Annotated in this window: 24 protein-coding genes; 1 reads left to right on the top strand and 23 read right to left on the bottom strand. The window is 53.2% G+C overall.

Translation table 11 applies throughout. The features are described from left to right. Positions 1-182: 182 nt before the first annotated feature. The 11 genes from AC3ZPD_RS13725 to lspA all read right to left on the bottom strand — a co-directional run bounded on the left by AC3ZPD_RS13725 (position 183) and on the right by lspA (position 13,214). Positions 183-1,355, bottom strand: a complete 1,173-nt coding sequence (locus AC3ZPD_RS13725) for a M20 metallopeptidase family protein (protein WP_490984849.1) — start codon at positions 1,353-1,355, stop codon at positions 183-185. Between the two features lie 106 nt (positions 1,356-1,461). After that, positions 1,462-2,103, bottom strand: coding sequence for an orotate phosphoribosyltransferase (gene pyrE / locus AC3ZPD_RS13720; RefSeq protein WP_490984848.1), 642 nt, complete (start codon positions 2,101-2,103; stop codon positions 1,462-1,464). Next, positions 2,096-2,833 (bottom strand): orotidine-5'-phosphate decarboxylase, encoded by a 738-nt coding sequence (gene pyrF, locus AC3ZPD_RS13715; protein ID WP_490984847.1) that lies wholly within the window; start codon positions 2,831-2,833, stop codon positions 2,096-2,098. The genes pyrE and pyrF overlap by 8 nt, the downstream gene beginning before the upstream one ends. 82 nt (positions 2,834-2,915) lie before the next feature. Further along, positions 2,916-6,143 carry a carbamoyl-phosphate synthase large subunit gene (gene carB / locus AC3ZPD_RS13710; RefSeq protein WP_490984846.1) on the bottom strand — a complete coding sequence of 1,076 codons (3,228 nt, stop codon included), beginning with the start codon at positions 6,141-6,143 and terminating at the stop codon, positions 2,916-2,918. Between the two features lie 4 nt (positions 6,144-6,147). Continuing rightward, positions 6,148-7,284 (bottom strand): carbamoyl phosphate synthase small subunit, encoded by a 1,137-nt coding sequence (locus AC3ZPD_RS13705; RefSeq protein WP_490984845.1) that lies wholly within the window; start codon positions 7,282-7,284, stop codon positions 6,148-6,150. A gap of 44 nt (positions 7,285-7,328) precedes the next feature. Continuing rightward, positions 7,329-8,624, bottom strand: coding sequence for a dihydroorotase (pyrC, locus tag AC3ZPD_RS13700; RefSeq protein ID WP_490984844.1), 1,296 nt, complete (start codon positions 8,622-8,624; stop codon positions 7,329-7,331). 105 nt (positions 8,625-8,729) lie between these two features. Then, entirely contained in the window at positions 8,730-9,644 is a 915-nt protein-coding gene (locus AC3ZPD_RS13695) for an aspartate carbamoyltransferase catalytic subunit (RefSeq protein WP_490984843.1), read from the bottom strand. Further along, on the bottom strand, positions 9,641-10,195 hold the full coding sequence (gene pyrR, locus AC3ZPD_RS13690; RefSeq protein ID WP_490984842.1) for a bifunctional pyr operon transcriptional regulator/uracil phosphoribosyltransferase PyrR: 555 nt from the start codon (positions 10,193-10,195) through the stop codon (positions 9,641-9,643). Before pyrR ends, AC3ZPD_RS13695 begins: the two co-directional genes overlap by 4 nt. 562 nt (positions 10,196-10,757) lie before the next feature. After that, positions 10,758-11,540, bottom strand: coding sequence for a class I SAM-dependent methyltransferase (locus tag AC3ZPD_RS13685; protein ID WP_490984841.1), 783 nt, complete (start codon positions 11,538-11,540; stop codon positions 10,758-10,760). Positions 11,541-11,739: 199 nt separating this feature from the next. Further along, positions 11,740-12,669, bottom strand: coding sequence for an RluA family pseudouridine synthase (locus tag AC3ZPD_RS13680; RefSeq protein ID WP_490984892.1), 930 nt, complete (start codon positions 12,667-12,669; stop codon positions 11,740-11,742). 47 nt (positions 12,670-12,716) lie between these two features. Next, complete coding sequence (gene lspA / locus AC3ZPD_RS13675) at positions 12,717-13,214, bottom strand: signal peptidase II (RefSeq protein ID WP_490984840.1); 498 nt, start codon at positions 13,212-13,214, stop codon at positions 12,717-12,719. A 207-nt stretch (positions 13,215-13,421) separates the two neighbouring features. On the opposite strand from lspA, the gene AC3ZPD_RS13670 reads away from it, so the two are divergent. After that, positions 13,422-14,159, top strand: a complete 738-nt coding sequence (locus tag AC3ZPD_RS13670) for a TraR/DksA C4-type zinc finger protein (protein ID WP_490984839.1) — start codon at positions 13,422-13,424, stop codon at positions 14,157-14,159. A gap of 9 nt (positions 14,160-14,168) precedes the next feature. Here the strand turns inward: AC3ZPD_RS13670 and AC3ZPD_RS13665 are convergent, their stop codons facing one another. The 12 genes from AC3ZPD_RS13665 to spoIIGA all read right to left on the bottom strand — a co-directional run bounded on the left by AC3ZPD_RS13665 (position 14,169) and on the right by spoIIGA (position 25,289). Further along, positions 14,169-14,528 carry a DUF5665 domain-containing protein gene (locus tag AC3ZPD_RS13665; protein WP_490984838.1) on the bottom strand — a complete coding sequence of 120 codons (360 nt, stop codon included), beginning with the start codon at positions 14,526-14,528 and terminating at the stop codon, positions 14,169-14,171. Positions 14,529-14,710: 182 nt separating this feature from the next. Next, positions 14,711-17,809: an isoleucine--tRNA ligase gene (ileS, locus tag AC3ZPD_RS13660; protein WP_490984837.1), complete on the bottom strand. Its 3,099-nt coding sequence runs from the start codon at positions 17,807-17,809 to the stop codon at positions 14,711-14,713. Between the two features lie 445 nt (positions 17,810-18,254). After that, positions 18,255-18,767: a DivIVA domain-containing protein gene (locus AC3ZPD_RS13655; RefSeq protein WP_490984836.1), complete on the bottom strand. Its 513-nt coding sequence runs from the start codon at positions 18,765-18,767 to the stop codon at positions 18,255-18,257. 171 nt (positions 18,768-18,938) lie between these two features. After that, a complete protein-coding gene (locus AC3ZPD_RS13650; protein ID WP_490984835.1) occupies positions 18,939-19,724 on the bottom strand; it encodes a YlmH family RNA-binding protein in 786 nt (261 codons plus the stop codon). Positions 19,725-19,730: 6 nt separating this feature from the next. Next, entirely contained in the window at positions 19,731-19,997 is a 267-nt protein-coding gene (locus tag AC3ZPD_RS13645; RefSeq protein WP_490984891.1) for a YggT family protein, read from the bottom strand. Positions 19,998-20,008: 11 nt separating this feature from the next. Continuing rightward, positions 20,009-20,458 (bottom strand): cell division protein SepF, encoded by a 450-nt coding sequence (locus AC3ZPD_RS13640; protein ID WP_490984834.1) that lies wholly within the window; start codon positions 20,456-20,458, stop codon positions 20,009-20,011. Next, positions 20,459-21,154, bottom strand: a complete 696-nt coding sequence (locus AC3ZPD_RS13635; protein WP_490984890.1) for a YggS family pyridoxal phosphate-dependent enzyme — start codon at positions 21,152-21,154, stop codon at positions 20,459-20,461. 6 nt (positions 21,155-21,160) lie between these two features. Then, on the bottom strand, positions 21,161-22,015 hold the full coding sequence (pgeF, locus tag AC3ZPD_RS13630) for a peptidoglycan editing factor PgeF (RefSeq protein ID WP_490984833.1): 855 nt from the start codon (positions 22,013-22,015) through the stop codon (positions 21,161-21,163). A 115-nt stretch (positions 22,016-22,130) separates the two neighbouring features. Next, complete coding sequence (locus AC3ZPD_RS13625) at positions 22,131-22,475, bottom strand: YlmC/YmxH family sporulation protein (protein ID WP_490984832.1); 345 nt, start codon at positions 22,473-22,475, stop codon at positions 22,131-22,133. A gap of 167 nt (positions 22,476-22,642) precedes the next feature. Beyond that, the gene (gene sigG, locus AC3ZPD_RS13620) at positions 22,643-23,425 is read right to left on the bottom strand and encodes an RNA polymerase sporulation sigma factor SigG (RefSeq protein WP_068696416.1); all 783 of its coding nucleotides are present in this window, start codon (positions 23,423-23,425) and stop codon (positions 22,643-22,645) included. Between the two features lie 104 nt (positions 23,426-23,529). Further along, on the bottom strand, positions 23,530-24,252 hold the full coding sequence (sigE, locus tag AC3ZPD_RS13615; RefSeq protein WP_490984831.1) for an RNA polymerase sporulation sigma factor SigE: 723 nt from the start codon (positions 24,250-24,252) through the stop codon (positions 23,530-23,532). 32 nt (positions 24,253-24,284) lie between these two features. After that, positions 24,285-25,289, bottom strand: a complete 1,005-nt coding sequence (gene spoIIGA, locus AC3ZPD_RS13610) for a sigma-E processing peptidase SpoIIGA (RefSeq protein ID WP_490984889.1) — start codon at positions 25,287-25,289, stop codon at positions 24,285-24,287. Positions 25,290-25,375 lie beyond the last annotated feature (86 nt).

The following is a 25,375-nucleotide window of genomic DNA, read 5'->3' as shown; positions in this document are numbered from 1 at the left end:
CCCAATAATTTTGTTAATAAAAGCAAGAGGCCTGCTGAAAGGGATCGGATCGTCTTTATATAGACCGTTTTTTTTATGAAAAGATAACAAGACATCCCCGACAAAAAATAAAAAGGCATCCCCCCGAGCGTATCGCCCAAAAGGAATACCTTACTAAATATAGAACCGCGAGCCGCAGACCCTCAGCCCAAATAATCCAGGGCAATCGCCAGAAACAGTTTTCCGGCCTGAAGCAAAGCGCGTTCGTCTATATCGAATTTAGGATGGTGGTGCGGGTACCGGGTCCGCTCATCGTCGGTGCTGGAGCCAACTTTAATGAAATTTCCGGGTTTATGCTCCAAGTAATAAGCAAAATCCTCCGCGCCCATGACCGGCTCGAGCTCAATCAATGTATCGGCTCCGAAATGCCGGGACACCAGCCCTCTCATTCTTTCGGTTTCCGCGGCTGGATTAACGAGCGGCGGATATCCGTTCAGATAATCCACTTCGGACCGGGCGCCGGACGCTTCGCTGAGACCTCGGACAATGGCCCGCAGCTCCTGCTCCACCTGTTTGCGGACCTCCGGATTAAAGGAGCGGACCGTCCCCTGAAGCTCGGCTTTATCCGCTATGACGTTAAAAGCCGTGCCGGAAACGAACTGCCCCACCGTCACCACCGCCGAATCGATCGGGTTTACGCGCCGGCTGACGATCTGCTGAAGCGCGCCTACCATTTGCGAAGCGATGACCAGCGCGTCGATCGTCTGGTGCGGCCGCGCCCCGTGCCCTCCTTTGCCATGCACATTGATGGTAAAAGCGTCTACGGCGGCCATGGCTGGGCCCGCCTTCAAACCAAACGTGCCCAGCGGTAAATCGGATGCCAGATGGATCCCGTAAACGGCGTCCACCTCATCCAGGCAGCCGTCTTCGATCATGGCGATGGCCCCGCCCGGCGGTTTCTCCTCCGCGTGCTGGAAGATCAGCACGATCTCGCCGTTCAGCCGCTCGCGGTGCTCCTGCAGCACGCGGGCGACGCCAAGCAAAATCGATGTGTGCCCGTCATGGCCGCAGGCGTGCATCACGCCGGGAACGGTCGATTTATAGGGCACCTCTTTTTCATCCTGAATCGGAAGCGCGTCGAAATCGGCGCGGAAGGCCAGCCGGGGGCCGGGGCTGCCCCCTTTTATGTAACCCAAAATACCGTTGCCGCCCACTCCCGTGCGCACTTCGATGCCGAAGGATCGCAGCTGCTCCTCGATAAAGCGGGCCGTATTTTTTTCCTGGAAAGAAAGCTCCGGATGCCGGTGCAGAAACCGCCGCCATTCGATAAGCTGCTCCTCCTGCTCGGCGAGCCGCGCCGCAAATGTTACAAACATAGTTTTGTCCTCCCTCATGCTCGTGTCTGTCTATACTAATAAAATTATAAAGGATAACGGCCAAATAAAAAAAGACACCCGACCTAGGCCGGATGCGCTTCAAAGTTTATTGCCCGAAAGAGGCCGGATTTTGCCGCCAGGCTTGCAGCAGTTCCAAATCCTCCGGTTTAATGCTGCCCAGTTCCACGGCCTTCTCTGTCAGAGCGGTGTAATTGGACAAGGTCTGCAGCGGAATGCCCGCTTCGGCAAATGCCGTGGTCGCTTTCTCCAGCTGATAGCTGAAAATCGCCAGCACGGCCAAAGGCTCTGCCCCGGCTTCTTTCACGGCCAAAGCCGCTTTCAGGGAGCTTCCCCCGGTGGAGATCAGGTCTTCGATCACGATGACCTTCTGTCCCGGCTTGATCAGCCCTTCAATCATATTTTCCTTGCCGTGGCCTTTGGCTTTGTCGCGGATGTACGCCATAGGCAGGCCCAGCTTCTGCGACACAAAAGCGGCATGCGGAATGCCCGCCGTCGCTGTCCCCGCTATCACCTCGGCATCCGGATACTGCTCGCGGACGATAGCCGCAAAGGATTCTGCGATCAGGTCGCGGACGTCCGGATAAGACATCGTTAAGCGGTTATCGCAATAAATGGGGGACTTGATTCCTGAGGTCCAGGTAAAAGGCTGATGCGGGCGCAAAGCCACCGCTCCGATGTCCAGCAGGGAGCCGGCGATTTGTCCTGCAATTTGATCCAGATTAGGCATGCGAGTTCATCTCCTCAATGATTTGCAGAGCGGCTTCTCTCGGATCCGCCGCTGCCGTGATCGGACGGCCTACCACGATGTAGTCCGTCCCCTGTTCCATAGCTTGTCCAGGCGTTAAAATGCGGGACTGGTCCCCGGCTTCGCTGCCGGCCGGGCGGATGCCCGGGGTGACCGTCACAAACCCGGCCCCGTTTGCAGCTTTGATCGCCTGCACTTCCAGCGGCGAAGCGACCACGCCATGAAGCCCGGCCTGCTTCGCCAGCGCCGCATAATTCAACACGGCCTGCTCCACGCTGCCGGCAATGCCGATTTCGTTGTTCAGCGTTGCCTCATCCGTGCTGGTCAGCTGCGTGACCGCAATGATCTGCGGCAGGCTTAAGCCCCCGACCTCCTGCACGGCGGCCGCTGCGCCTTCATAAGCGGCCTGCATCATTTTTACGCCGCCGGCGGCATGCACGTTAAACATATCCACGCCAAGGCGGGCGATGCTGTCCGCGCCACCCTTGACCGTGTTGGGGATATCGTGCATTTTCAGATCCAGGAAAACCAGATATCCTTTGTCCTTCAGCTCCCGGACGAAATCCGGACCGGCCGCGTAATAAAGCTGCATGCCGATCTTCATGTAACAGGGAATGCCCTCCAGACGCTGTATCAGCGTCCGGGCATCCCCCGCGGTTTTAAAATCCAGCGCGACCATCAAACGGCTCGCGGCTTTCAAATCCAAGTTCATTCGTTCTCCCCCTTTATGGATGAACCCATGCCATCCATGCAGCTAGCGCATGATGCCATGGGCTCTCGCTTCAACCAAAACCTTATTTCAGACTGCCTACAGGCAGGGATGGCATCGCCTGGGAGGAGAAATTGATCGACTGCAGCATATTGAGCAGCGCTGCCGCCGTATCGAGAGAGGTCATGCAGAATACGCCGTTCTCTACCGCTTCGCGGCGGATGCGGAAGCCGTCTCTGGCCGGCTCTTTGCCTTTGGTCAGCGTGTTGATGACAAAGTGAGCCTGACCCGTACGGATCATATCCAGAATGTTTGGCGTCCCTTCGCTCAGCTTGTGGACCGTTGTTACGTGCAGGCCCTGCTCCTCCAGCGCGCTTGCCGTCCCGCCGGTTGCGATGATTTTATAACCAAGCGCGTAGAAGCCTTTCAGCAGCTCGATCGCTTCCGCCTTGTCTTTGTCCGCTACCGTTGCGATAATCGCTCCGGTCGTAGGAATTTTCATGCCTGCGCCGATTAACCCTTTATAAAGCGCTTTGGCATACTGCGGATCGCGGCCCATTACTTCGCCGGTCGACTTCATTTCAGGTCCCAGCGTCGTGTCTACGCGGCGCAGTTTGGCGAAGGAGAACACCGGCACTTTAACCGATACGTAATCCGGCTCAGGCCACAAACCTTCCGTATACCCTTCGCTCGCCAGCGCCGTGCCCAAAATCGCTTTCGTAGCCAGGTTCGCCATCGGAATGTTCGTTACCTTGCTCAGGAAAGGCACCGTCCGGGAAGAACGCGGGTTTACTTCGATTACGTAGACTTCATTTTTATAGATGACGAACTGGATGTTGACCAGGCCGATCGTCTTGAGCTCTTTGGCGATTTTAATCGTGATTTCCACGATTTTATCGCGCAGATGCTGCTCCAGATGCTGCGGCGGGTAAACGGCGATGGAGTCGCCGGAGTGTACGCCCGCGCGTTCCACATGCTCCATGATGCCCGGGATCAATACCGTTTCGCCGTCGCAGATTGCGTCGACCTCCACTTCTTTCCCCATCATGTAGCGGTCGATCAGCACCGGATGCTCCGGATTGATCTGCACGGCTTCTTCCATATACTGCAGCAGTTCTTCGTCCGAGTAGACGATCTGCATCGCGCGTCCGCCAAGCACATAGGACGGGCGGACAAGCACCGGATAACCAAGCGCCTGCGCCGTATCCACCGCCTGGTCCACGGACGTAACCGTGCTGCCCTGCGGCTGGGCAATGCTCAGTCTGGAGAGCAAAGCTTCGAATTTCTTGCGGTCTTCCGCTTCGTCGATGCTTTCCAGCGAAGTGCCCAGGATGTTGACGCCGGCCGCTTTCAGCGGAGCCGCCAGGTTAATGGCCGTCTGGCCGCCGAACTGCACGATAACGCCGATCGGTTTCTCCTGCTCGATAACGTTCATGACGTCTTCGAAGAACAGCGGCTCAAAGTACAATCGGTCGGAGGTGTTAAAGTCCGTCGATACGGTCTCCGGATTGTTGTTGATAATTACCGCTTCATAACCGGCGTTTTGAATCGCCCATACCGCATGAACGGTGGAGTAGTCGAACTCGATGCCTTGGCCGATGCGGATCGGGCCGGAGCCGAGCACCACGACTTTCTCTTTGGAGGAGGCTGTAACCTCATTTTCCGTTTCGTAAGTCGAGTAGTAATAAGGCGTTGTCGCTTCAAACTCGGCTGCGCAGGTATCTACCATTTTGTAGACAGGGCGCAGACCGCTGTCCAAGCGATATTCGCGCACTTCCTTCTCCGTGGCATGGGTGCCGCGACCTGCCAGCTTGCGCAGCTCAGCAATAGACCGGTCCGTAAAGCCCATGCGTTTCGCTTCATACAGTGTTTCACGGCTTAATTCCGCTTCGCTGCCGATTGTCTTCTCAAAGCCTACAATCCGTTCCACCTTATCGAGGAACCACCAGTCCACGTTCGTCAGATCGTGGATCTGCTGGAGCTCGTAACCGCGGCGGAAGGCTTCCGCGATCAGGAACAGGCGCTCGTCGTCGGGTTTCACCAGACGGGCCTCCAAGATTTCCTGATCCAGCTTCTCCGCACCTTTCAGGTACAGGCGATGCGTGCCGATTTCCAGGGAACGAACCGCTTTGTGGATCGATTCCTCGAAGGTGCGGCCAATCGCCATCACTTCGCCGGTTGCTTTCATCTGCGTGCCCAGTTTGCGGTTGGCATGGATAAATTTATCGAACGGCCAGCGCGGAATTTTGCTGACGATATAATCAAGCGTCGGTTCGAAGCAGGCGTAAGTTTGGCCTGTCACCGGATTGACGATTTCGTCCAGCGTGTAGCCTAGCGCGATTTTGGCGGCCATCTTGGCGATCGGATAACCCGTTGCCTTGGAAGCCAGCGCGGAAGAACGGCTGACCCGCGGATTCACTTCGATGACATAATACTGGAAGCTTTGCGGGTCCAAAGCGAACTGCACGTTGCAGCCGCCTTCAATATTGAGCGCGCGGATGATCTTCAGGGAAGCCGAACGCAGCATCTGGTATTCACGGTCGGACAACGTTTGGCTTGGCGCCACAACGATACTGTCGCCGGTATGTACGCCGACCGGGTCAAAGTTTTCCATGTTGCAGACAACGATACAGTTATCATTGGCGTCGCGCATCACTTCGTATTCGACTTCCTTCATGCCGGCGATCGATTTCTCGACCAGACATTGTGTAATCGGGCTGTAGCGCAGGCCGGAGGATACAGTCTCGCGCAGCTCTTCTTCGTCGGCGCAGATGCCGCCGCCTGTTCCACCGAGCGTATAAGCCGGACGGACGATCAGCGGGTAACCGATTTCCTCGGCGAAGTCGAGGGCTTCCTCCAGCGTAGTGACGATGGTGCTCTCAGGCACCGGCTGCTCCAGCTCGCGCATCAGCTCGCGGAACAAATCGCGGTCTTCCGCTTTCTCAATGGAGGTCAGCTGCGTGCCAAGCAATTTGACGTTTTCCCGCTCCAGCACGCCTGCGCGCGCCAGTTCCACCGCCATGTTGAGGCCCGTTTGGCCGCCGAGGGTCGGCAGCAGGCCGTCCGGACGTTCCTGACGGATAATTTGCGTCACGAAATCCAGGGTAATAGGTTCGATGTAAACTTTGTCGGCCATGTTCGTATCGGTCATGATGGTGGCCGGGTTGCTGTTGATCAGCACCACTTCCACGCCTTCTTCTTTCAGCGCTTGGCAGGCCTGCGTACCGGCGTAATCAAATTCCGCCGCTTGGCCGATGACGATCGGACCGGAGCCGATCACCAAAATTTTCTTGAGGTCTTTATTGATAGGCATAGGTTTACAGAGCTCCTTTCGCAGCGGCCATCAGTTCGGCTTGACGCGGTTTCTTTGGATTCAGGCGTTTATGCTCGCGGATCATCTCCAGGAAGCGGTCGAACAGATAACTGTTGTCGTACGGGCCTGGCGCAGCTTCCGGATGGTACTGCACGGAGAACGCCGGGTACTTCGTATGTTTAAGGCCTTCAATCGTTTTGTCGTTATTGTTGATATGCGTAACTTCGAGATCCGTTCCGGCAACCGAAGATTCGGTGACCGTATAGCCGTGGTTCTGCGAAGTGATGTAGCAGCGGCCGGATTCGAGTTCCTTCACCGGATGGTTGCCGCCGCGGTGACCGAACTTCAGGCTTTCCGTGTCAGCGCCGCAGGCCAGCGCAAACAGCTGGTGCCCGAGGCAGATGCCGAAAATCGGATATTCGCCGAGCAGCTCGGAAACCATTTTTGCCGCATAAGGCACGTCTTTCGGGTCGCCAGGGCCGTTGGACAGTTGAATGCCGTCCGGGTGCAGCTTGCGGATTTCGTCTGCGGTAGTGTCATGAGGCACGACTACTACAGCGCAGCCGCGTTTGGTAAGCTCGCGCACGATGCCGCTTTTGGCGCCGAAATCGACGAGCACAATCCGTTCGCCGGAGCCCGGCACGTTGTAAATACGCTGCGTCGAGGTTTTGGCTACTTGATCGCGCAGTTCATGGATGCTGGTGTGGGCAATCATTTCCTGAAGCTCTTCAATCGGTTTGTTTGTCGTGGTCAGAATCCCTTTCATCGTGCCGTGCTGGCGGATAATCCGGGTCAGCATGCGGGTGTCGATGCCGCTGATGGCGGGAATGCCGTACTCCTTAAGCAAATCCTCAATGCTGTATTGGGCCCGCCAGTTGCTTGGGACCGGTTCGTGACGGCGCACGACAAAACCGTGAATGGACGGAGCCACCGACTCAAAGTCGTCCCGCGTAATGCCGTAGTTCCCGATCAGCGGATAAGTCATCGTCACGATTTGTCCGCAGTAGGACGGATCCGACAGCACTTCCTGATAACCTGTAATCCCTGTATTAAAAACAACCTCGCCGGTTTTCTCCACTTCCGCACCAAAAGAAGTTCCCGTAAACAACGTGCCGTCTTCCAACAATAATCTTGCCTGCACCTTCGATCCACTCCCTGTTCTCAAATGTAAGTCCGTTCTATTCGTTAGTTGAGCACGCGATCTTCGGCCCAAGAAATTTTTCCGTTTACAATCGTAACCGCCGGCCAGCCCTTCAGGCTCCAGCCGCCAAACGGCGTGTTCCGCCCTTTGCTGGCAAAGGTGGACGGATCAACGGTTTTTTCCGTTTCCAGATCCACGACGGTCAGATCCGCCGGCGCTCCGACTTCCAGGCGTCCCGTATCCAATCCGAACACGCGGGCCGGGTCGGCTGTCATCCGCTGTACCAGCATTTGCAGCGTCCACAGCCCAGTCTCCACGAATTTCGTGTAGAGCAGAGGGAAAGCCGTCTCAAAGCCGACGATCCCAAACGGCGCAAGCTGCATGCCTTTAGCTTTCTCTTCTTCGCTGTGCGGCGCATGGTCCGTCACGACGATGTCGATCGTGCCGTCTTCCAGCGCGGCGATGCAGGCTTCCACGTCGCGGCGCGAGCGCAGCGGCGGATTCATTTTCCAGTTGGCATCCAGGCCCGGAATGTCCTCTTCGCAGAGCAGCAGGTGATGCGGGCAAACCTCCGCGGTCACGTTAATGCCGATTTGCTTTGCCTGCCGGATAAGCCGGATCGACTGCTCGGTGCTGACGTGGCACACATGGTAGTGAACCCCGGTCGCCTCGGCCAGCAAAATGTCGCGTCCGACGTGGATCGCTTCCGACTCGTTCGGAATGCCCTTCAAGCCGTGTTTTCTGGCGAACTCGCCTTCCGCCACCGGAGCGCCTTCCACCAGGGAATTATCTTCGCAGTGGGCGATCACCGGCATATTCATCGAAGCGGCCCAAGCCATTGCATCTTTCATCATTTGCGCGTTTTGTACGCCTACGCCATCATCCGTAAAGCCGATTGCTCCCGCTTCTTTCAGCGCGGTGAAATCCGTCAGCTCGCGTCCCAGCTCGTTTACCGTAATCGCCGCATAGGGCAGCACCTTGACCAGGTCCGCTTCCTTCGCTTTGTCCAGAACCAGCTTCACCGTTTCCGGATCGTCCGTGATCGGGCGGGTGTTCGGCATGCAGGCAATCGTCGTAAAACCGCCTTTGGCTGCCGACAGGCTTCCTGTCGCGATTGTCTCTTTATGCTCGAAACCCGGTTCGCGCAGATGCACGTGCATATCGATAAAACCCGGCGTCACCAGCTTGCCTGCGGCGTCCAGCGTTTCTGCTCCTTCAGCCTGAACCTCCGTGCCTTGGTCGTAAATCCCTGCGATTACTCCGTCTTTAACGGCGATCGTCTTAAGCTCCAGCTGTCCGTCCTCGTTTAACACTTTGGCGTTCGTTATGATTAATGGCATAAATACCTCCGCTTTTATTCTGAAAAATGCTTGCTTGATCGTAGCCCGATAAATTTCCGTTTGAGCCGCTGCCCTTGGCCCGCCATGCTTTAATGCTTCGGCGGCTTACAGCCGCAGCGCCCGTTCCATAACCGCCATGCGGATCGGAACCCCGTTTCTCATCTGCGGAAAAATTCTCGATTTTTCACTCTCCACGAGCGCATCGTCGATTTCCACATCACGGTTGACGGGCGCCGGATGCATGATGATCGTATGTCCGGCCAGCTTAGCCGCCCGCTCCTCTGTAAGACCGTACTGGAGGCGGTATTCCTCCGGCGATTTCAGGATTCCAGTCGCATGGCGCTCCAGCTGCACTCTCAGCATCATGACTACGTCCGCTTTAAGCGCTTCTTCCATGGTTACGTAAGGCGCTTCCGCGGCAAGCTCCGGTCCTTGCATGGATTCCGGGGCGCAAAATTTCACTTTGGCTCCGAATTTTTGCAGCGCCCATAGATTCGAGCGGGCTACGCGGCTGTGTTTGATGTCCCCAATGATGGAGACCTCGAGCCCCTTAAGGGTGCCGAATTCCTTTTTCATCGTATAAAGATCAAGCAGCGCTTGCGTTGGATGTTCGTTATTGCCGTCCCCCGCGTTCACAAGCGGAACGTTAACCTTTTCGGCGAGTTGGGCCAGAACCCCGATCGGCTTCAACCGGATTACCCCGGCATGAATACCCATCGATTCAAGCGTCCGGACAGTGTCGTAGATCGATTCTCCTTTTTCCACGCTTGAGGCGGCGGCAGCGAAGTTCAGGACCTCAGCTCCGAGGCGTTTCTCAGCCATTTCAAAGGAAAAGCGCGTCCGCGTGCTATTCTCGAAAAACATATTCGCTACAAACCGGTCCTTCAGCACCGGAATCACTTTGTCCGGCTGGGCTTCCCAATAAGCGGCCCGGTCCAGCAGTGTTTCGATTTCGGTCCGGCTAAGATCTCTCAAGCCAAGCAGACTGCGTTCTTTCAGCATTGTCGAGGTTAGGGTCATTGGTTATTCCCCCTCTTCTGGGTAAGTCTGACCAGATCCGCCTCGTCGCGTTCCTGCAGAAGAACCTCAATTTCTTCTTCCCTAGAGGTCGGCACGTTTTTGCCTACATAATCCGGCCGGATCGGAAGCTCGCGGTGTCCGCGGTCAGCAAGCACCGCCAGCTGAATCGACTCGGGGCGTCCGCAGTCCATGATGGCATCCATGGCTGCCCGGATCGTCCGGCCCGTAAAGAGCACGTCGTCGACCAGGATCACTTTTTTACCCTGCACATCCTGATCTTTCAACTGCGGGACTCCCGCTGCAAAGGAATCTCCGCTGCTCTCGCGATCATCCCTGTAAGGAGTGACATCCAGTTCGCTCCAGGGCACCGTCACGCCTTCAATCTCCTCAAGACGTTCGGCAAGCCGCTGGGCCAGATGTACGCCCCGGCTTACAATTCCAACCAATACGCAACCTTCAATTCCTTTGTTTTTCTCCAAAATTTCATGCGCAATTCTCGTTAATGCCCGGCGAATCGCGGCTTCATCCATAATGACACGGGTTTCGCTCATCCATATCCTCCTCATCGTTCCGGGCTGTGCCCGGCACCTGAACTCGATATAGCACGCCTTTAGCATTCCGTGAACGGCCCAAGCGCCTTCATAAAGCGAGGGGATTGCCTAAAGGCAGATTCAGGAACTGATGCTCCCATGCTCTTGCCCCGGCAACACATAAAAAAAACTCCTCGCCCCATCCAGGCAAGGAGTTCTCCAGCCGCAAACCGATAGTCGCGACCGTCCGGAGGTTTTGCAAAAAAAAGTCCATAACTGTGCAGCACACAGCTTGAGGAACTTTGCAAACCTCATTCACGTTACCTTGCCAGCCTCACGGGACTGATTTAAAGGTGCTATTTGATTACCGTGAATTATGACAGAATACCGGGAACTTGTCAAGATTCGAGCAGGCCAAGCGATAAGGGAATGTATGGATTTTGAATAAAAACGTATATTTTTTTAATAAATCACTGAACTTATAAATAATTATACGATATAAACGCATAAATATCCATAATCTTTTTTGCCAAAAAAAAAAGCCCACGCTTTTTATTTAGCGCGGGCTTCATCTGCTCAACTGTTACTCAGGCCGGATAGCCTGGATATAGACTGATTCACCGGAAAAATGGGCAAGCCTTCCTTGTTTATCCGAATGAATCGAAAAGAAATGCTGCACTTCTTCCGGAGCCTGCAGCAGCTTCTTCTCCAGAGCTTCTCTCTCCGTCTGCGGAAGACTGGAACGGTCACACCAATCTTTGAACGGGAACGGTTTGGGGAAACAGACAGCCATCTCCATGCGAAAACCCGTGTTTTCAATCAAATGAACCCACTCGGACTTTTTCCATGCCCGGACATGGCTTGGGTCCCGGAACTTTTCGATCTCATTATAAAATTCATCCAAATGATCCTGTTCAGGAGCTACATTATCTATGAGCAGCATTCTCCCTCCAGGTTTGACAACCCGGAGCGCTTCCGCGGCGAATGCCGGAATATCCGTGAAATGATGCGCGGCAATCCGGCAGGTCACCAGATCAAAGGAATCGGCTTCAAAGGGCAGCGCCTCCGCATCCCCCGTTATGTAACTTACGTTTGTATGTCCATTCCCGCTAATAAACCGCTCCGCGACTGCCAGCATTTCACGGGTCAAATCGCAGGCCGTTACTTGCTTAACCAGCGGCGCAAGCGCATTGGCTACGTGCCCTCCCCCTGTCGCGATATCGAGCACGTGCATCTCCGCTTTAGCCCCGGCGTGTGATACAAGCCAGGCCAGATCGTCGCCCCCGGCATGTCCTGGGCTCGTCACGTATTTTTCGGCATTCCGGGAAAACTGCTGCTTGACTTGATCTTTAATCGATTTATCCATCCTAAACTCTCCCTCCAGCATCTTTATCACAGCTATTCCCTATTGTAGATTCACCAAGGCTCACACGCAATCGAACAATCGCTGCTGCAGAGTCAAAGCTTTCACTCATCAACAAAAAAGCATGGCTTAAGGATATTCCCTTACAGCCATGCCTTTTCACGCAACGAATTTTTGTTAAAACAAACAAGCGTCGACGAATTTATCTTCCCCGCAGCTGGACAAGCAGCTGCTCCATATCCGCCGGTAGCGGAGCCGAAAACTCCAAATCTTCCCCACTCCGGGGATGGACAAAACCTAGCACGGCCGCGTGAAGCGCCTGACCATCCATTTTGATCCCCTTGCTTTTGCCGTACATCGGATCCCCGACGAGCGGATGCCCGATAAACTTCATATGCACGCGGATCTGGTGCGTCCGTCCGGTCTCCAGCTTAAGCTCAAGCAGCGTGTAATCGCCGAAACGCTCAGCCACCTGAAAATGCGTGACCGCATGTTTGCTGTTTTTCTCGGTAACGATAAACATTTTCCGGTCGGCGGAATCCCTTCCAATCGGAGCATCAACCGTACCTTGGTCATGGCTTAGATTGCCGTGCACCAGCGCAAAATATTTGCGTGTCACCGAATGATCTTTAAGCTGGGCGGCCAGCGAAACGTGGGCCAAATCATTTTTAGCCGCCATCAGCAATCCTGAAGTATCCTTGTCAATCCGGTGCACGATGCCCGGACGAAGCTCCCCGTTAATCCCCGACAAATCCTTACAATGATGCATGAGAGCATTTACCAGCGTTCCCGAAGCATGTCCGGGTGCCGGGTGAACAACCATGCCTCTCGGTTTATTCACGACGATGACGTCGCTGTCTTCATAATAGACATCAAGCGGAATATCCTCCGGCACAATCTCGACGGCGCTTGTCTCCGGGATTTGCACGGTTACCTCGTCCCCTACGGCCAGCTTGTAGTTCGACTTGACCGGTTTGCCGTTAACCATCACATGCCCGCCGTCAATCCAAAGCTGGATCTGGCTCCGGGAAACCTGTTCCTCCAAGCCTTCAACAATGTATTTGTCGATCCGCTGCTTGGCGTCCTTCTCTTCAGCCGTCCATTCGTAAAATCCCGCCTGATCCTCGGACATGAAAGACTTGTCCACCGATGCCGAATGGCTCGACTGCTCCTCATATCTCATAAATGATTGTCTCCCCGGATAGAATCCGCCGGTTTCGTTTTATCCTTCCGGCCTTCAAGCAAGGTGTCCAGAATAATCAGCGCTACGCCGACGACGATACACGAATCCGCAACATTAAAGATCGGAAAAATGTAGCTGCCAAACGTAAACTGCAGAAAATCAACCACTTCCGCATTCAGGGAACGGTCCAGGAAATTGCCGATGGCCCCGCCCAAAATAAGGGCAAGCGCTACCGGAAGCAGCTTTTGTCCATTTCTCTTCACCCGTTCCATATACCAGACGATACCGATCACAACCGCAATCGTAATCACGATAAAAAACCAACGTTTCCCTTGTAAAATCCCAAAAGCCGCGCCCTGGTTCCGGCTGGACGTAATCACAAAAAAATGACCGATAACCGGTATTTCCTCTCCAATCTGCAGCTGTTTCGCAATCAGGTATTTGGTCCCTTGGTCAACCAGAAAAGCGATTAAAGCGATCAAATAATAAATCACTGTAGGTTGTCACCCCGTTTATTCTTATGGCGTTTCCGGCTTCCCGTACAGACAGGATTAACCAAAACAAGCTTCCTTATTGTAGCACAGGGCCCAATATACCGTCCATGCACGAAAGGATTTTCCTTCTCTAAAAATAGGCCTTTTGGCGCAATCTAAACGGTAGCACCACCCGAATCTTTAACCTGGAGGAAGGAGTCCTGTCCCATGGATCATCTGACTCAAAACGAACTGCAGCAGCTTGAAGAGCAACTGCTTGAACGCAAACAGGATCTGGAGCGGAGGCTCGAAGACAACGATCATTTCGGAATTGAAGCTTCCCTGCGCGACGAAACGGGCGAGCTGTCCACCAATGATAACCACCCCGCCGACGTTGCGACCGAAATGTTTGAGCGCTCCAAGGATTTATCCTTGCTTGAACATGCCGAAATGGAGCTTACCCGGGTTGACGAAGCTTTAGTCCGCATGCAGAACGGTTCTTACGGCATCTGTGAAACGTGCGGAGCCCCTATCGACGTGGAGCGGCTGAACGCCCTTCCCGAGACGATTTACTGCCGGGAGCACAGCCCTCAGCAATCGGTGTCGGCAAGACGTCCGGTGGAAGAAGATTTTCTTTACCCGCCTTTTGGCCGTACCAGCTTTGACGAACGGGATGATGAAACCGAATTTGACGGCGAAGATGCCTGGCAGATCGTGGAGAGCTACGGAACCTCGACTTCGCCGGCTTATGCCGAAGACAATGAAGTCGATGACTACAATGACCTTGAAATCGAGGCTAGCGGCGAGCTGGACGGTTTTACGGAAGCTTTCGAAAGTTTTGTTGCCACCGACATTTACGGGGAAAATACCTGCTTTTACCGCAACGGCGTTTACCGCAAGCATATGAAAGAAACGAAACACCTGTCCTCCGAGGATTCGCTCGGCACGGGCTCCAATATTTATTAAAACCTGCCGTTAAAGCTGCAGCTGTCTTTGCACAACCCTGACCAGGTCGGCGATATAGTCGCCGATGATGGGAAGATTTAGCGCTCCAAGCGCCTGCAGCAAATAAACAATCGTAGCGGCAAACAAAGTCAGGCCGATCCCGTAACCGACCCCTCTGGCCGTACCGGATAATAAATTCAGCCAAATCAAACGAAACGGCCGATGCAGCAGCTGGGTGTAATCCGCAATTCTCGATTTCTCCAGCTCGTTAGCCAGCCAGACGGATAACTCGTACACCCGGTTTACCCGGTCTTCCAGATTTTCCGGCTCCGCTTCGGCGGCGAGATCGGACGGCTTCTGCCATTTTCCGTTTTTCTTGTTCTGATCCATGCGGGGTATCATCCTTTATTCTTCTCGAAAAAGCGCCGAATAGCGCAAACGAGCCGGTCAGCTCCGAAGGTTTCGGTACTCCGAAATCCTTTGGACTGCCCAGCCCGTTTGCTATTCTTTAGCTTGTATTATAACCCTGCGCAGGGAAGAGCATGCAGGTTTCGATGAATTCAGGTTACCGATTAATCCGCAATCGCAACCCCGATTTTTTTGCTGCCCAAATCGATGATTTCCATATTGCCCGCTTCGCCAAAACTTACGTCCGTTACCAGAACGTTTTCTTTCAATACGTCCATAAACGCGGTAATCGCCTGCTTCAGCTCGTCGTCCACATGCAGCGTGAGCGCTACACGTTTCTCGATCGGAAGATCCAGCTTTTTGCGCGTATCCTGTACGGCGCGAACCACTTCGCGGACCCAGCCTTCCTGTTCCAGCTCAGGCGTAAGATCCGTATTCAGCGCAACGGTGATTCCGTAACCGGAAGCGGAAGCGAAACCTTCTTTGGCTGTTTTTTCGATCAGCAGCTCGTCAGAAGTAATCTGCAGCTCTTCGCCCTCCGGAGATAGAACGGCCCATATGCCCGTCTCTACAATCCGGCGAGTGTCTTCAGGAGCCATGTTTTTCAGGTAACCCTGCAGGAAACCGACATTTTTGCCGTATTTCTTGCCCGCTACTTTCAGGTTCAGCTTCAAAGTGAAATCCACAACGCTGCTGTCGCTGTTTTCGATTTCAAGCTTCTTGACGTTGATTTCTTCTTTGATGATCTCTTCATAAGAAGCTGCGTCGAAATCAGTGCTGAGCGATACCACCAGGCCGGAAAGCGGCTGCCGGGTTTTGATCCCGGTTTCGTTGCGCACGTTGCGAGCCAGCTCAACGATTTGACGCGCCGTTTCCATATCCCGCTCCAGCGTTTTATCGATCAGACTGTCTTCCGCTTTTGGATAATCAGCCAAATGGACGCTTTCTCCGCCGGTCAGGTTTACGAAAATATCTTCCGAAAGCATCGGCGTATACGGTGCCATAAGCTTCGCCAAAGTCACCAGCACGCCGGTCAGCGTTTGATAAGCGGACAATTTGTCTTCGCTTAGCCCTTCGCCCCAGAAACGGTCGCGGGAGCGGCGGATATACCAGTTGCTCAGCTCATCGACAAACCCTTCGATCGCTTTGGCCGGGTTCAGGAAGTCGTTGACCGCAAGTCCTTTATCCACCGTGCCGATCAAGGAGTTCAAACGGGACAAAATCCAGCGGTCCAGCTTGTTCTCGGACGGACGGAAAACATGCTCTTCCGGCTGGTAGCCGTCGATATTAGCGTAAAGCGTCAGGAACGCATGCGTATTCACGAGCGTATCGATCACTTTGGATTTGGCTTCGGACACGATTCCTTTGGAGAAACGTTTGCTGTTCCACGGCGCACTGTCGGAGAGCAAAGCCCAACGGAAGGCGTCCGTACCGTATTCGTTAATGATCTCCCAAGGATCGATAACGTTGCCTTTGGATTTGGACATTTTCTGGCCGTTTTCGTCCAGCACATGACCGGTTGCGATAACCGCTTTGTATGCCGGCTTGCCGGTGTAAAGCGTCGACACGGCCAGCAGGCTGTAGAACCAGCCGCGAGTCTGATCGATGCCTTCGCAGATCATGTCGGCCGGATACTGCTCCCCGAAGGTTGCTTCATTTTCAAACGGATAATGCTGCTGAGCAAAAGGCATCGAACCGCTGTCGAACCAGACGTCGATTACCTCCGGCGTTCTGTTCATCACCGCACCTTCCTGGAACGGCGACTTCAGCTGAATGCCGTCCACATACGGCTTATGCAGCTCGATGTCTTCCGGAATATCGCCTACCGCCCGGGCTCTCAGATCGGCAATGCTTTTCGGCGCGTATTCCTTGCCGGTCGCTTCGCAGACCCAAACGTTAAGCGGCGTTCCCCAATAGCGGTTGCGGCTGATGTTCCAATCCACCAAATCGTCGAGGAATTTGCCGAAACGGCCTTCACGGATATGATCCGGATACCACTGAACGGTATTGTTGTTCTTGATCAGCTGTTCTTTAACAGCCGTCGTTTTGATAAACCAGCTGTCCATCGCATAGTAGAGCAGCGGCGTTTTGCAGCGCCAGCAGAACGGATAGCTGTGCTCGTATTTTTCCTTGCCGTACAGTAGCCCTTTTTCGGACAAGGATTTAACGATATCTACGTCCAGCGTTTCGTCTTTCACGAACCGGCCGGCAAAATCGCTGACCACGTCCGTGTAGCGCCCCTGCTGATCCACCACGTTGATAAATTCCACACCATTGTCACGGCAGGTCTTATAGTCGTCTTCACCATGAGCCGGAGCGATATGGACGATCCCGGTACCGCTGGACTCCGTTACAAAGGCAGCTCCCAAAATTTTAAGCCCGTTCTCCGGATGGATATAACCGAATGGAGCGTCATAGGATTGACCGACCAATTCGGAGCCTTTCAGACTTGAAAGCACTTCATAGTCGCTTTTTAGCACGTCTTCGGCCAGGTTTTTAGCCACAATATAAGTCTCGCCGTTTTGTTTGGCGCGGACATATTCCAGCTCCGGATTAACCGCAAGCGCGGAGTTCGCCGGCAGTGTCCAAGGCGTTGTCGTCCAGGCCAGCACAAATTCGCCGCTGTTCTTCAGCTTGAATTTCGCTGTAGCGCTGAGGTCCTTCACATCTTCATATCCCTGCGCTACCTCATGGGAGCTGAGCGTTGTCTGACAGCTCGGGCAATACGGGCTGACGCGGTGACCGCGGTACAGCAGCCCTTTTTCATGAATGGTGCCAAGGATGTTCCATACACTTTCGATATAACCGTTATCCATCGTGATGTAAGGGTGGTCGAGATCCGTCCAGTAAGCAATCGCTTCGGTCAGCTCTCTCCATTGTTTTTCATATTCGAATACGCTCGCTTTACATTTCTTGACGAACTCTTCGATGCCGTAATTTTCGATTTCCTGTTTGCCGGAAATGCCCAGCTGCTTCTCCACGCCAAGCTCGACTGGAAGGCCGTGCGTATCCCAGCCTGCTTTGCGGACAACGCGGTAACCGTTCATCGTCTGATAACGGCCGATAAAATCTTTAATTACGCGGCCCAGCACGTGGCCGATATGCGGTTTACCGTTGGCGGTTGGCGGTCCTTCGTAAAACACATAATTAGGCCGGCCTTCCCGGTTCTGGATCGTTTTTTGAAACGTGTTGTCCTGCTGCCACTTCGCAAGAACCCGCTGTTCGCGGGCCCGCGCTTTCTCTTTCACATCAACTTTTTGCAAGGGAATGACACCTCTCTTGAGTTATTAAAAAAACAAAAAAAGCCCCCGCCCCAAAGGGACGAGAACTGTGCTCGCGTTACCACCCTAATTTCATAAGGACCTGTTCTTCTTCTCACGAAAAACAAGCCGTCATGACTCTTATGTCCCATATCGCATCAATATGGGGCCCGTATAACGGTAGGCTGGCCGGTCAAGCTTACACTTTCAGGAACAAACCCTGAAATTTCTGCTTCACATCTCCGGGATGATATACCTTCTGCGTGCTGAACATCGGCTTTCAGCGGTATGCCGACTCTCTGGGGAACAACCCCGCAGTGTACGAATTCCCATCATCAATATTAAAAATATAAGGCAGACAATTAAATGTAATCTATATTGTATAATACTTACTTTAAATGTCAACCGTCAAATGCCTATACCCAGCAAGTATGGCCTAAAACTGCGATTAATAAACTTCTCTTACTTCCCGTTCACGCGGTTCTTTCTCGGCCGAGGAGTGATCCTCCAGCGATTCCCAGCCTTCCTGGCTGAGCAGCTCAAGCTGAGCCTCGACCAGCGTGCGGAACCGTGCCCGGTAGATGGAAGCCTGCTTCTTAAGCTCTTCAACTTCAAGGGAGACGCGGCGCGACTTGGACAACGACTCGTTGATGATCCGGTCGGCATTTTTCTCCGCTTCCTTAATGATGAGCTGCGCTTCCTTCTTGGCGTTGTTTCTAACTTCATCGGCAGCCTCTTGAGCTACAATGATGGTTTTGCTAAGCGTTTCTTCGATATTGGCAAAATGATCCAGCTTCTCCTGTACAGCGAGCAGCTGGTTCTGCAGATCTTTGTTCTCACGGATTACGATCTCATAATCCTTAATGACCTGGTCAAGGAATTCGTTGACTTCATCCTCGTCATAACCGCGAAGTCTTCTGGAAAACTCCTTGTTATGTATGTCCAGCGGTGTTAATGGCATGGGAAGCACCTCCTGAATGATTTGAACCGTGAATATACACACGCTTATTCCTCTTAAATATATGCGTCGATAAGCGTTTAACGCTGAAAAAATTTGTACAGCCTCAGTATTCCTTCACAGGTTAGCGTAAATCAATCTATTCGACAGAAAATCGCGAACTCCTGCAAGTGTTTATACAAATTTCCCGATTTTCACCCGGTACCTGCCTTTTTTCGTCACTCCTTCGAGCTCCAGCACTTTAAATCGGCCAAAACCCTGCAAAGAAACGACGTCGCCGGCTTTTAACGGTTTTGAAGGATCCTCTTCCGTCTTCCAGTTGATCCGGCACCGCCCCGCCTTGATCGGCGCCAAAATTTTGCTGCGGCTAAGCTTAAAAACGTCGCCCGCAATTCCATCCAAACGCAAAGAAGCCACTGTTATATCCAGCGGCTCCTGAACCGATACCACCGTTTTAAGTTCGTCCAGCTCCAAAATGTCAGTCAAAACGGAAACGCGGTGAACCTGCCGAAGGTGCAAATTCAGAAAATCCGCGATTTCAGCCGTCACTATGACATGGCAGCCGTCTTCACGAACCTGAAAGTCGCCAATAACCTCGCGTTTAAGTCCGAGTCCCAGGATAGCGCCCATATAATCGCCGTGATCCAGCTCGGAAATCCGTTCATCGTCCGATGTAATGCTGACGACCTTCATGTCCATCGGCTCGTTGTCAAGGTCCCGGTAATCGGGAGCAATCAAGGCACGGCGCCTTTCGGCTCCTTCATAACCCCCGTAAAGCCGGATCGCGACATCCGGATGACGGTTTGCCAGACTGGTCAGAATGAGGCATTGCCTCGGGTCCAGAAAACCGGTCAGCTTGACTTCGTGATAGTCGCCCGCATTGACCACCCATTCCGTGGCCCGGTCGATAAACGGTTTTTCTTCAGGCAAAAAGTGTACGTAAATGTCTTCTGCTTTCATTCTTTATCAAACCAATCTGGCAAGAATGCTGACAAGTCCGTAGGTCGCAAGTCTAAGCGCAAACAACGCGACGATCGGCGAAATATCAATCATGCCCATAATCGGCGGAATAAAACGGCGGAAAGGACTCAGAAACGGCTCTACAAGTTTGCCGAGCAGCTGGCCGACAAAACTTTCCCGTACGTTAGGCACCCAGGAAAGCAGCACATAAATAATGATCATGTAAGAATAAATCGTACTTAACAGACTCAAAAGCTGTATAATCGCAAACATCGATTCCACGGTCACCTCATTCTGTTGTAATCTTGTTCCTCGGTCAAAATCTCCGTGATGGACCCTGAAATTTCAACGGTATCCGGCGTGCACAGAAAAATGTTCTCGCCGATCTTGGATATACCGCCGTTAAGCGCATATACGGTGCCGCTCAAAAAATCGATGATCCGCATGCCCTGATCCTTGCGGACGCGCTGCAAATTGACTACGACCGTGCGGTGGGACCGCAAATGGTCGGCGATTTCCTGAGCTTCATCGTAAGAGCGAGGCTCATTCAGGATGACTTTGACATTTTTCTGGGAATGAATGCTGACCACATTGCTCCCCCTCTGATTTTTACGTTGTTCAAAGCTTGGGGTTTCAATTTCTTGCTGTTCAGGCTCAAAAACTTTCTCATGCTCTACAACTTCCTCTTCCTCCTGAAGCCCCAGAAAGTTCATAAATCGGTTCATAACGCTCATTTACGACTCCTCCTCTCCTTTCCCTACCAAAAGAGAACCCAGACGCAGCCAGGTCGCGCCCTCCTGCACAGCAATTTCAAAATCATTGGACATGCCCATCGATAATTCCGTCAGCGGCTCGCGGCTAACCCCGAGCTCATTGAGCTTGTCCCGCAATTGTCTGAGGCCTCTGAAGACAGGCCGGGTCTCTTCCGGCTGCGCTTCAAAGGGAGCCATCGTCATCAGGCCGATGACCTGCAGATGTTTAAAACCTGACAACAATCTGATAAATTCAGGCGTTTCTTCAGGATTCAATCCGGACTTGCTGTCTTCGCCCGAAATGTTGACCTGCACAAACACTTTAACCGTAATCCCGGCGGCTGAACATCTCTTCTCCAGCTCCTCCGCCAAAGACATACGGTCCAAGGAATGAATATATTCGAATTTGTGGATGACATCCTTGACTTTCTTGGTTTGCAGATTTCCGATGAAATGCCATGTCCCGCGTCCGCCGAGCGCCTCCCATTTCGGGCCGGCGGCTTCGATCCGGTTCTCGCCGATCTGATCCAGCCCCGCTTCCAGCACGGCTGCCGTCTCAGCAGTCGACACATATTTGGTCACTGCCACAACCTTGATTTCTTCCCTGCTTCTTCCGCTTGCCTCGCAGGCGCGCCGAATCCGCGCTTCCACCTGCTCCATCCGTTCTCTCAGCGACAGAAGGGATCACCTCTCCTTCAGGCCGATAAAGCTGGCCATTCTCCCTGTCTTCCCGTTTTCTTTCCTATGAGAGAAAAAGAGATTCACATGGGTGCTGGTGCACCATCTTGTACATTCGATATGACTCGGCATAATTCCTGCTTTTATCATAATCATTCGATTTAATTCTTTCAAGTTCAGCAGCCAGCGTCCTTCTTGTGCCGATTTTTTGCAGGGCCTTGCTTCCCCGTCGTTTGTCTCTAAACGATCCAGCAGGGGCCAAACCCGGTCCATCACTTTCCCGTCGACCTCATAAGCGTCCTCGCCGATGGACGGTCCGATCGCCGCCAGCAGCTGCTGCGGCTCCGTTCCATAGGTATCGCTCATCGTCTTCACCACATGGGCCGCTATTTCCGCCACCGTTCCTTTCCAACCGGCATGCGCCAGACCTACGGCCCGGTGAACCGGATCATAGAAATAAAGCGGTACGCAATCCGCATAAAAGGAGGTCAGCAGAATACCGGGCACATTCGTGATCAATCCATCCGTCTCTTGGAACGCGGATTCGCGGTCCAGCCTGCCTCTTCCGCGGTCTTCCGCGGTGACGGCCGCTACCCGTGCGCCGTGCGTCTGCTCGCCGCACGTCCAAGCGGCGGGCTCAAAGCCGAGCGTCTCGGCAAGAAGCCGGCGGTTCTCCAGCACGGCCTCAGGCGCGTCTCCGACATGCAGCGCCAGGTTCAGGCTGCCGAAAGGGGCGTCCGAAACGCCGCCGCCGCGGCCCGTAAAGCCCGCGGCAAGGAGCGGTTCAGCCGCCGTCCATTTTTCCAGTTCAAAAATTTGCGGTTGTCCCTCTTTATACGATTTCCCAATAAACGGTTCCATATCCTCACCCCATCATAAAGCGGCTTTATGCCGTCCCCGTATGTTTGTGACCAGTGTATCATATTTCCGGAGAGCTTTTCCCGCGACAAGGCCAAAAACCTTTCTTAAGCAGTTTTCAGTAGTTCCGGCGGTCTCCACGTCCTTCTTTCATTTCACGGTATTCACGGGCGTCGCGTTCCGCATAAGCGATTGCCTCCGCCTCCGGTCCCCTGGGCACGCTGGCTTTCGGCTCTTCCATTTTGACAAGGACAACGTCCGAGCCAATCTTGACGATATTTTTCCATGGAATGATTAAATCGCTTCCCCCTCCAAACAATCCCATAAATTTGCTGTATCCGGGCACCACGATCGCCTCGATGACCCCTCTGCCCAAGTCAAGCTCCAAATCGCTGATCTGTCCGAGCCGGCGGCCATCCACCACATTGATCACGTCTTTGGTCTGAAAGTCTGAAATCTTCATCCGTTTCTCCCCCGCTTTCCTTGTCTTTGCTCGGTTTAATATATGTCCGCATCGGATGATATAGGCGAAAAACCGGAACCAGGCTTAAATAAAATGCTCGCAAAGCAGGGCCGTGCTCCAGACTAATCGTTCAGGCAAACAAAAAAAACGACCCTGAAAAGGATCGTTTATGACTTCACATGTTTCTGCATTTGTACAATGGCGGATTTCTCTAATCGGGAGACCTGGGCCTGGGAAATGCCGATTTCATCGGCGACCTCCATCTGCGTTTTTCCTTCAAAAAAGCGCATGGACAAAATCATTTTCTCCCGTCTCCCCAGTCTCTGCATCGCTTCGCGCAGCGCAATGCCTTCGATCCAGGAAATGTCTTTGTTCCGGTCATCGCTAATCTGGTCCATGACGTAAATCGGATCCCCGCCGTCGTTGTAAATCGGCTCAAACAAGGATACAGGATCCTGAATGGAATCCAGCGCAAACACTACGTCTTCCTTGGGAAGACCAAGCGCCGCGGAAATTTCGAGCACCGTCGGTTCCCGGGAGTTCTGGTTGGTCAGACTGTCGCGCATTTGCAGCGCCTTATAGGCGATGTCCCGCAGCGAACGCGAAACCCGGATCGGATTGTTATCCCGCAGATACCTGCGGATTTCACCGATGATCATCGGTACGGCATAAGTTGAGAATTTAACGTTTTGGGACAGGTCGAAATTGTCTATCGCCTTCATCAGGCCGATACATCCGACTTGAAACAGATCGTCCACGAACTCGCCCCTGTTGTTAAAGCGCTGGATAACGCTGAGTACGAGCCGCAAATTTCCATTGACCAACTTTTCTCTGGCTGCTCGCACGTGGTCTTGCTGTAGAGAGACAAATAGTTCACGCATTTCCGCATTTGTTAGCACTGGCAATTTCGCGGTATCCACACCGCAAATCTCGACTTTGTTTCGAGCCATTATGTCATACCTCCCAAGGTGAAACATTAATGTTCATTATCTCCTTGGGCTGTCTTTTTATTCCTGAAAAAAGTTTTAAGAAGGGGCGATGCCCCTCCCTGTGCTTAAACCATCTTATTAAATTCCTTGCGGAGCCTTTTGATGATCCGTTTTTCCAAACGGGAGATATAGGACTGCGAAATGCCAAGCAGATCGGCCACGTCCTTCTGCGTCTTCTCTTCTCCGCCCTGCAGGCCAAACCGCAGCTCCATGATCATCCGCTCCCGGTCGGACAGCTTATCCAGCGCTTTATGCAGCAGCTTGCGGTCTACCTGTTCTTCGATATTGCGGTAGATCGTATCGTTCTCCGTGCCCAGCACATCGGACAGGAGCAGCTCGTTTCCGTCCCAATCGATGTTCAGCGGTTCGTCAAAGGAGACTTCGGTGCGGATTTTGTTGTTTCTGCGCAGGTACATCAAAATTTCGTTCTCAATACAACGCGATGCGTATGTAGCGAGTTTAATCTTTTTCTCCGGATCAAACGTATTGACCGCCTTGATCAGGCCGATCGCTCCGATGGAAACGAGATCCTCGATATTAATGCCCGTATTTTCGAATTTTCTGGCAATATAAACGACAAGCCGCAAATTCCGTTCGATCAGCATCGCGCGGATGGCGGTGTCGCCGGAAGAAAGCCTCTGCAGCAAATATTCTTCCTCTTCTCGGGTTAAAGGCGGCGGGAGCGCTTCGCTGCCCCCGATATAATAAATCTCCTCGCTTTTGAGCCCGAACATAAACAAAAAACGGTAGTACTGCAGCTGCAGCCTTAGCTTTAATTTTACACCCATGTCTGTTTCCTCCCCATGTTTGCATCCTGTGGTCAACTGCTTTTCCGTTCTGCTTCCAAACCTGCGGCCGCGGGCCTGTGTTCTGCCTGAGCCGGCCGTCCGGCCTCCTGCTCCGTTCCCTGCTCGACCAAAGAAGGGTGGATAATCGCCCGGTAAACCCCTTCGGCGGACAGCTTTCCTCCGTCCAGACCGATCAGGACTTTGCGGGTTATATAAGACTTGCCTCCGGCTGTAATGCGGACCTCATCCGGTTTCAGGGCCAGCATAAATTGGGAGCCTTTATTGATTCCGCGGTAAGGCACAAGCCGGAGCCGGTCCCTCCAGGGAAATACCTCCATCTCCCCCAGCTCGAGCAGAAGGTTGTCCGCCTGGCCATGGGCCAGCTTTTCCTTCCAACCGGCCGGAAGCACGTCCTCCCACAAAGCGGCTTCCATAACCATTACCGGCAGTCGCGTCAGCGGGTCGGTCAGCTGGTTGCCGGTATCGATCAACCCTTGGCAGCTTATCGTAACCCCCTCGATCCGGACATCAACTTCTCCGATATAGGAGGCCAGTCTTTCCTGTCTCTGACGGCTGTTCTGAACCGTTTTGAACCACAATAAAACCACACCGAATACGGCCAGCGAAAAAAAGGAACCGACCTTCAGCCTGAAGCTCAAGCCGCCGGATTGGGTAAACAGGATTCCGTTCCACAGCTCGCTGGAGCTCATCAGCAGATAATGAATGCCGAGGATCCCTCCGGCAGCCACAAAATTGACCACATAAAAAGCTCCCAAATTTCGCATATAATTTTGCAGACTTCCAAATCCGAAAGCGATCCACAGCATAACTACAGAGAATAGAAATTTAGTAAGAAACGTATACATAAATGACAGCTGAGGCAAAAACATCATCAGACAATAAAGCGCGCCTACGACGGCTGAAAGGCAGATACGCCAATATTTCGGCTTTTGCTTGCGCATCCAGGCCGTCGTTAAAAGCAGCGCACCATCGATAAACAGATTGGTCAGGAATATCAAGTCGATATAGACTACCAGCTCTTTCACCTGCCTGTTCTTCCCCGCATCAGATGCGTTTGGCTTCAAACTAGAATCTGAATAGCAGGGCTGTGTATAAGTATAAA

It is taken from the genome of Paenibacillus mobilis, from assembly GCF_058267595.1.
The sequence above is the reverse complement of the archived record's forward strand: the minus strand, read 5'-3'. Positions and strand labels throughout refer to the sequence as shown.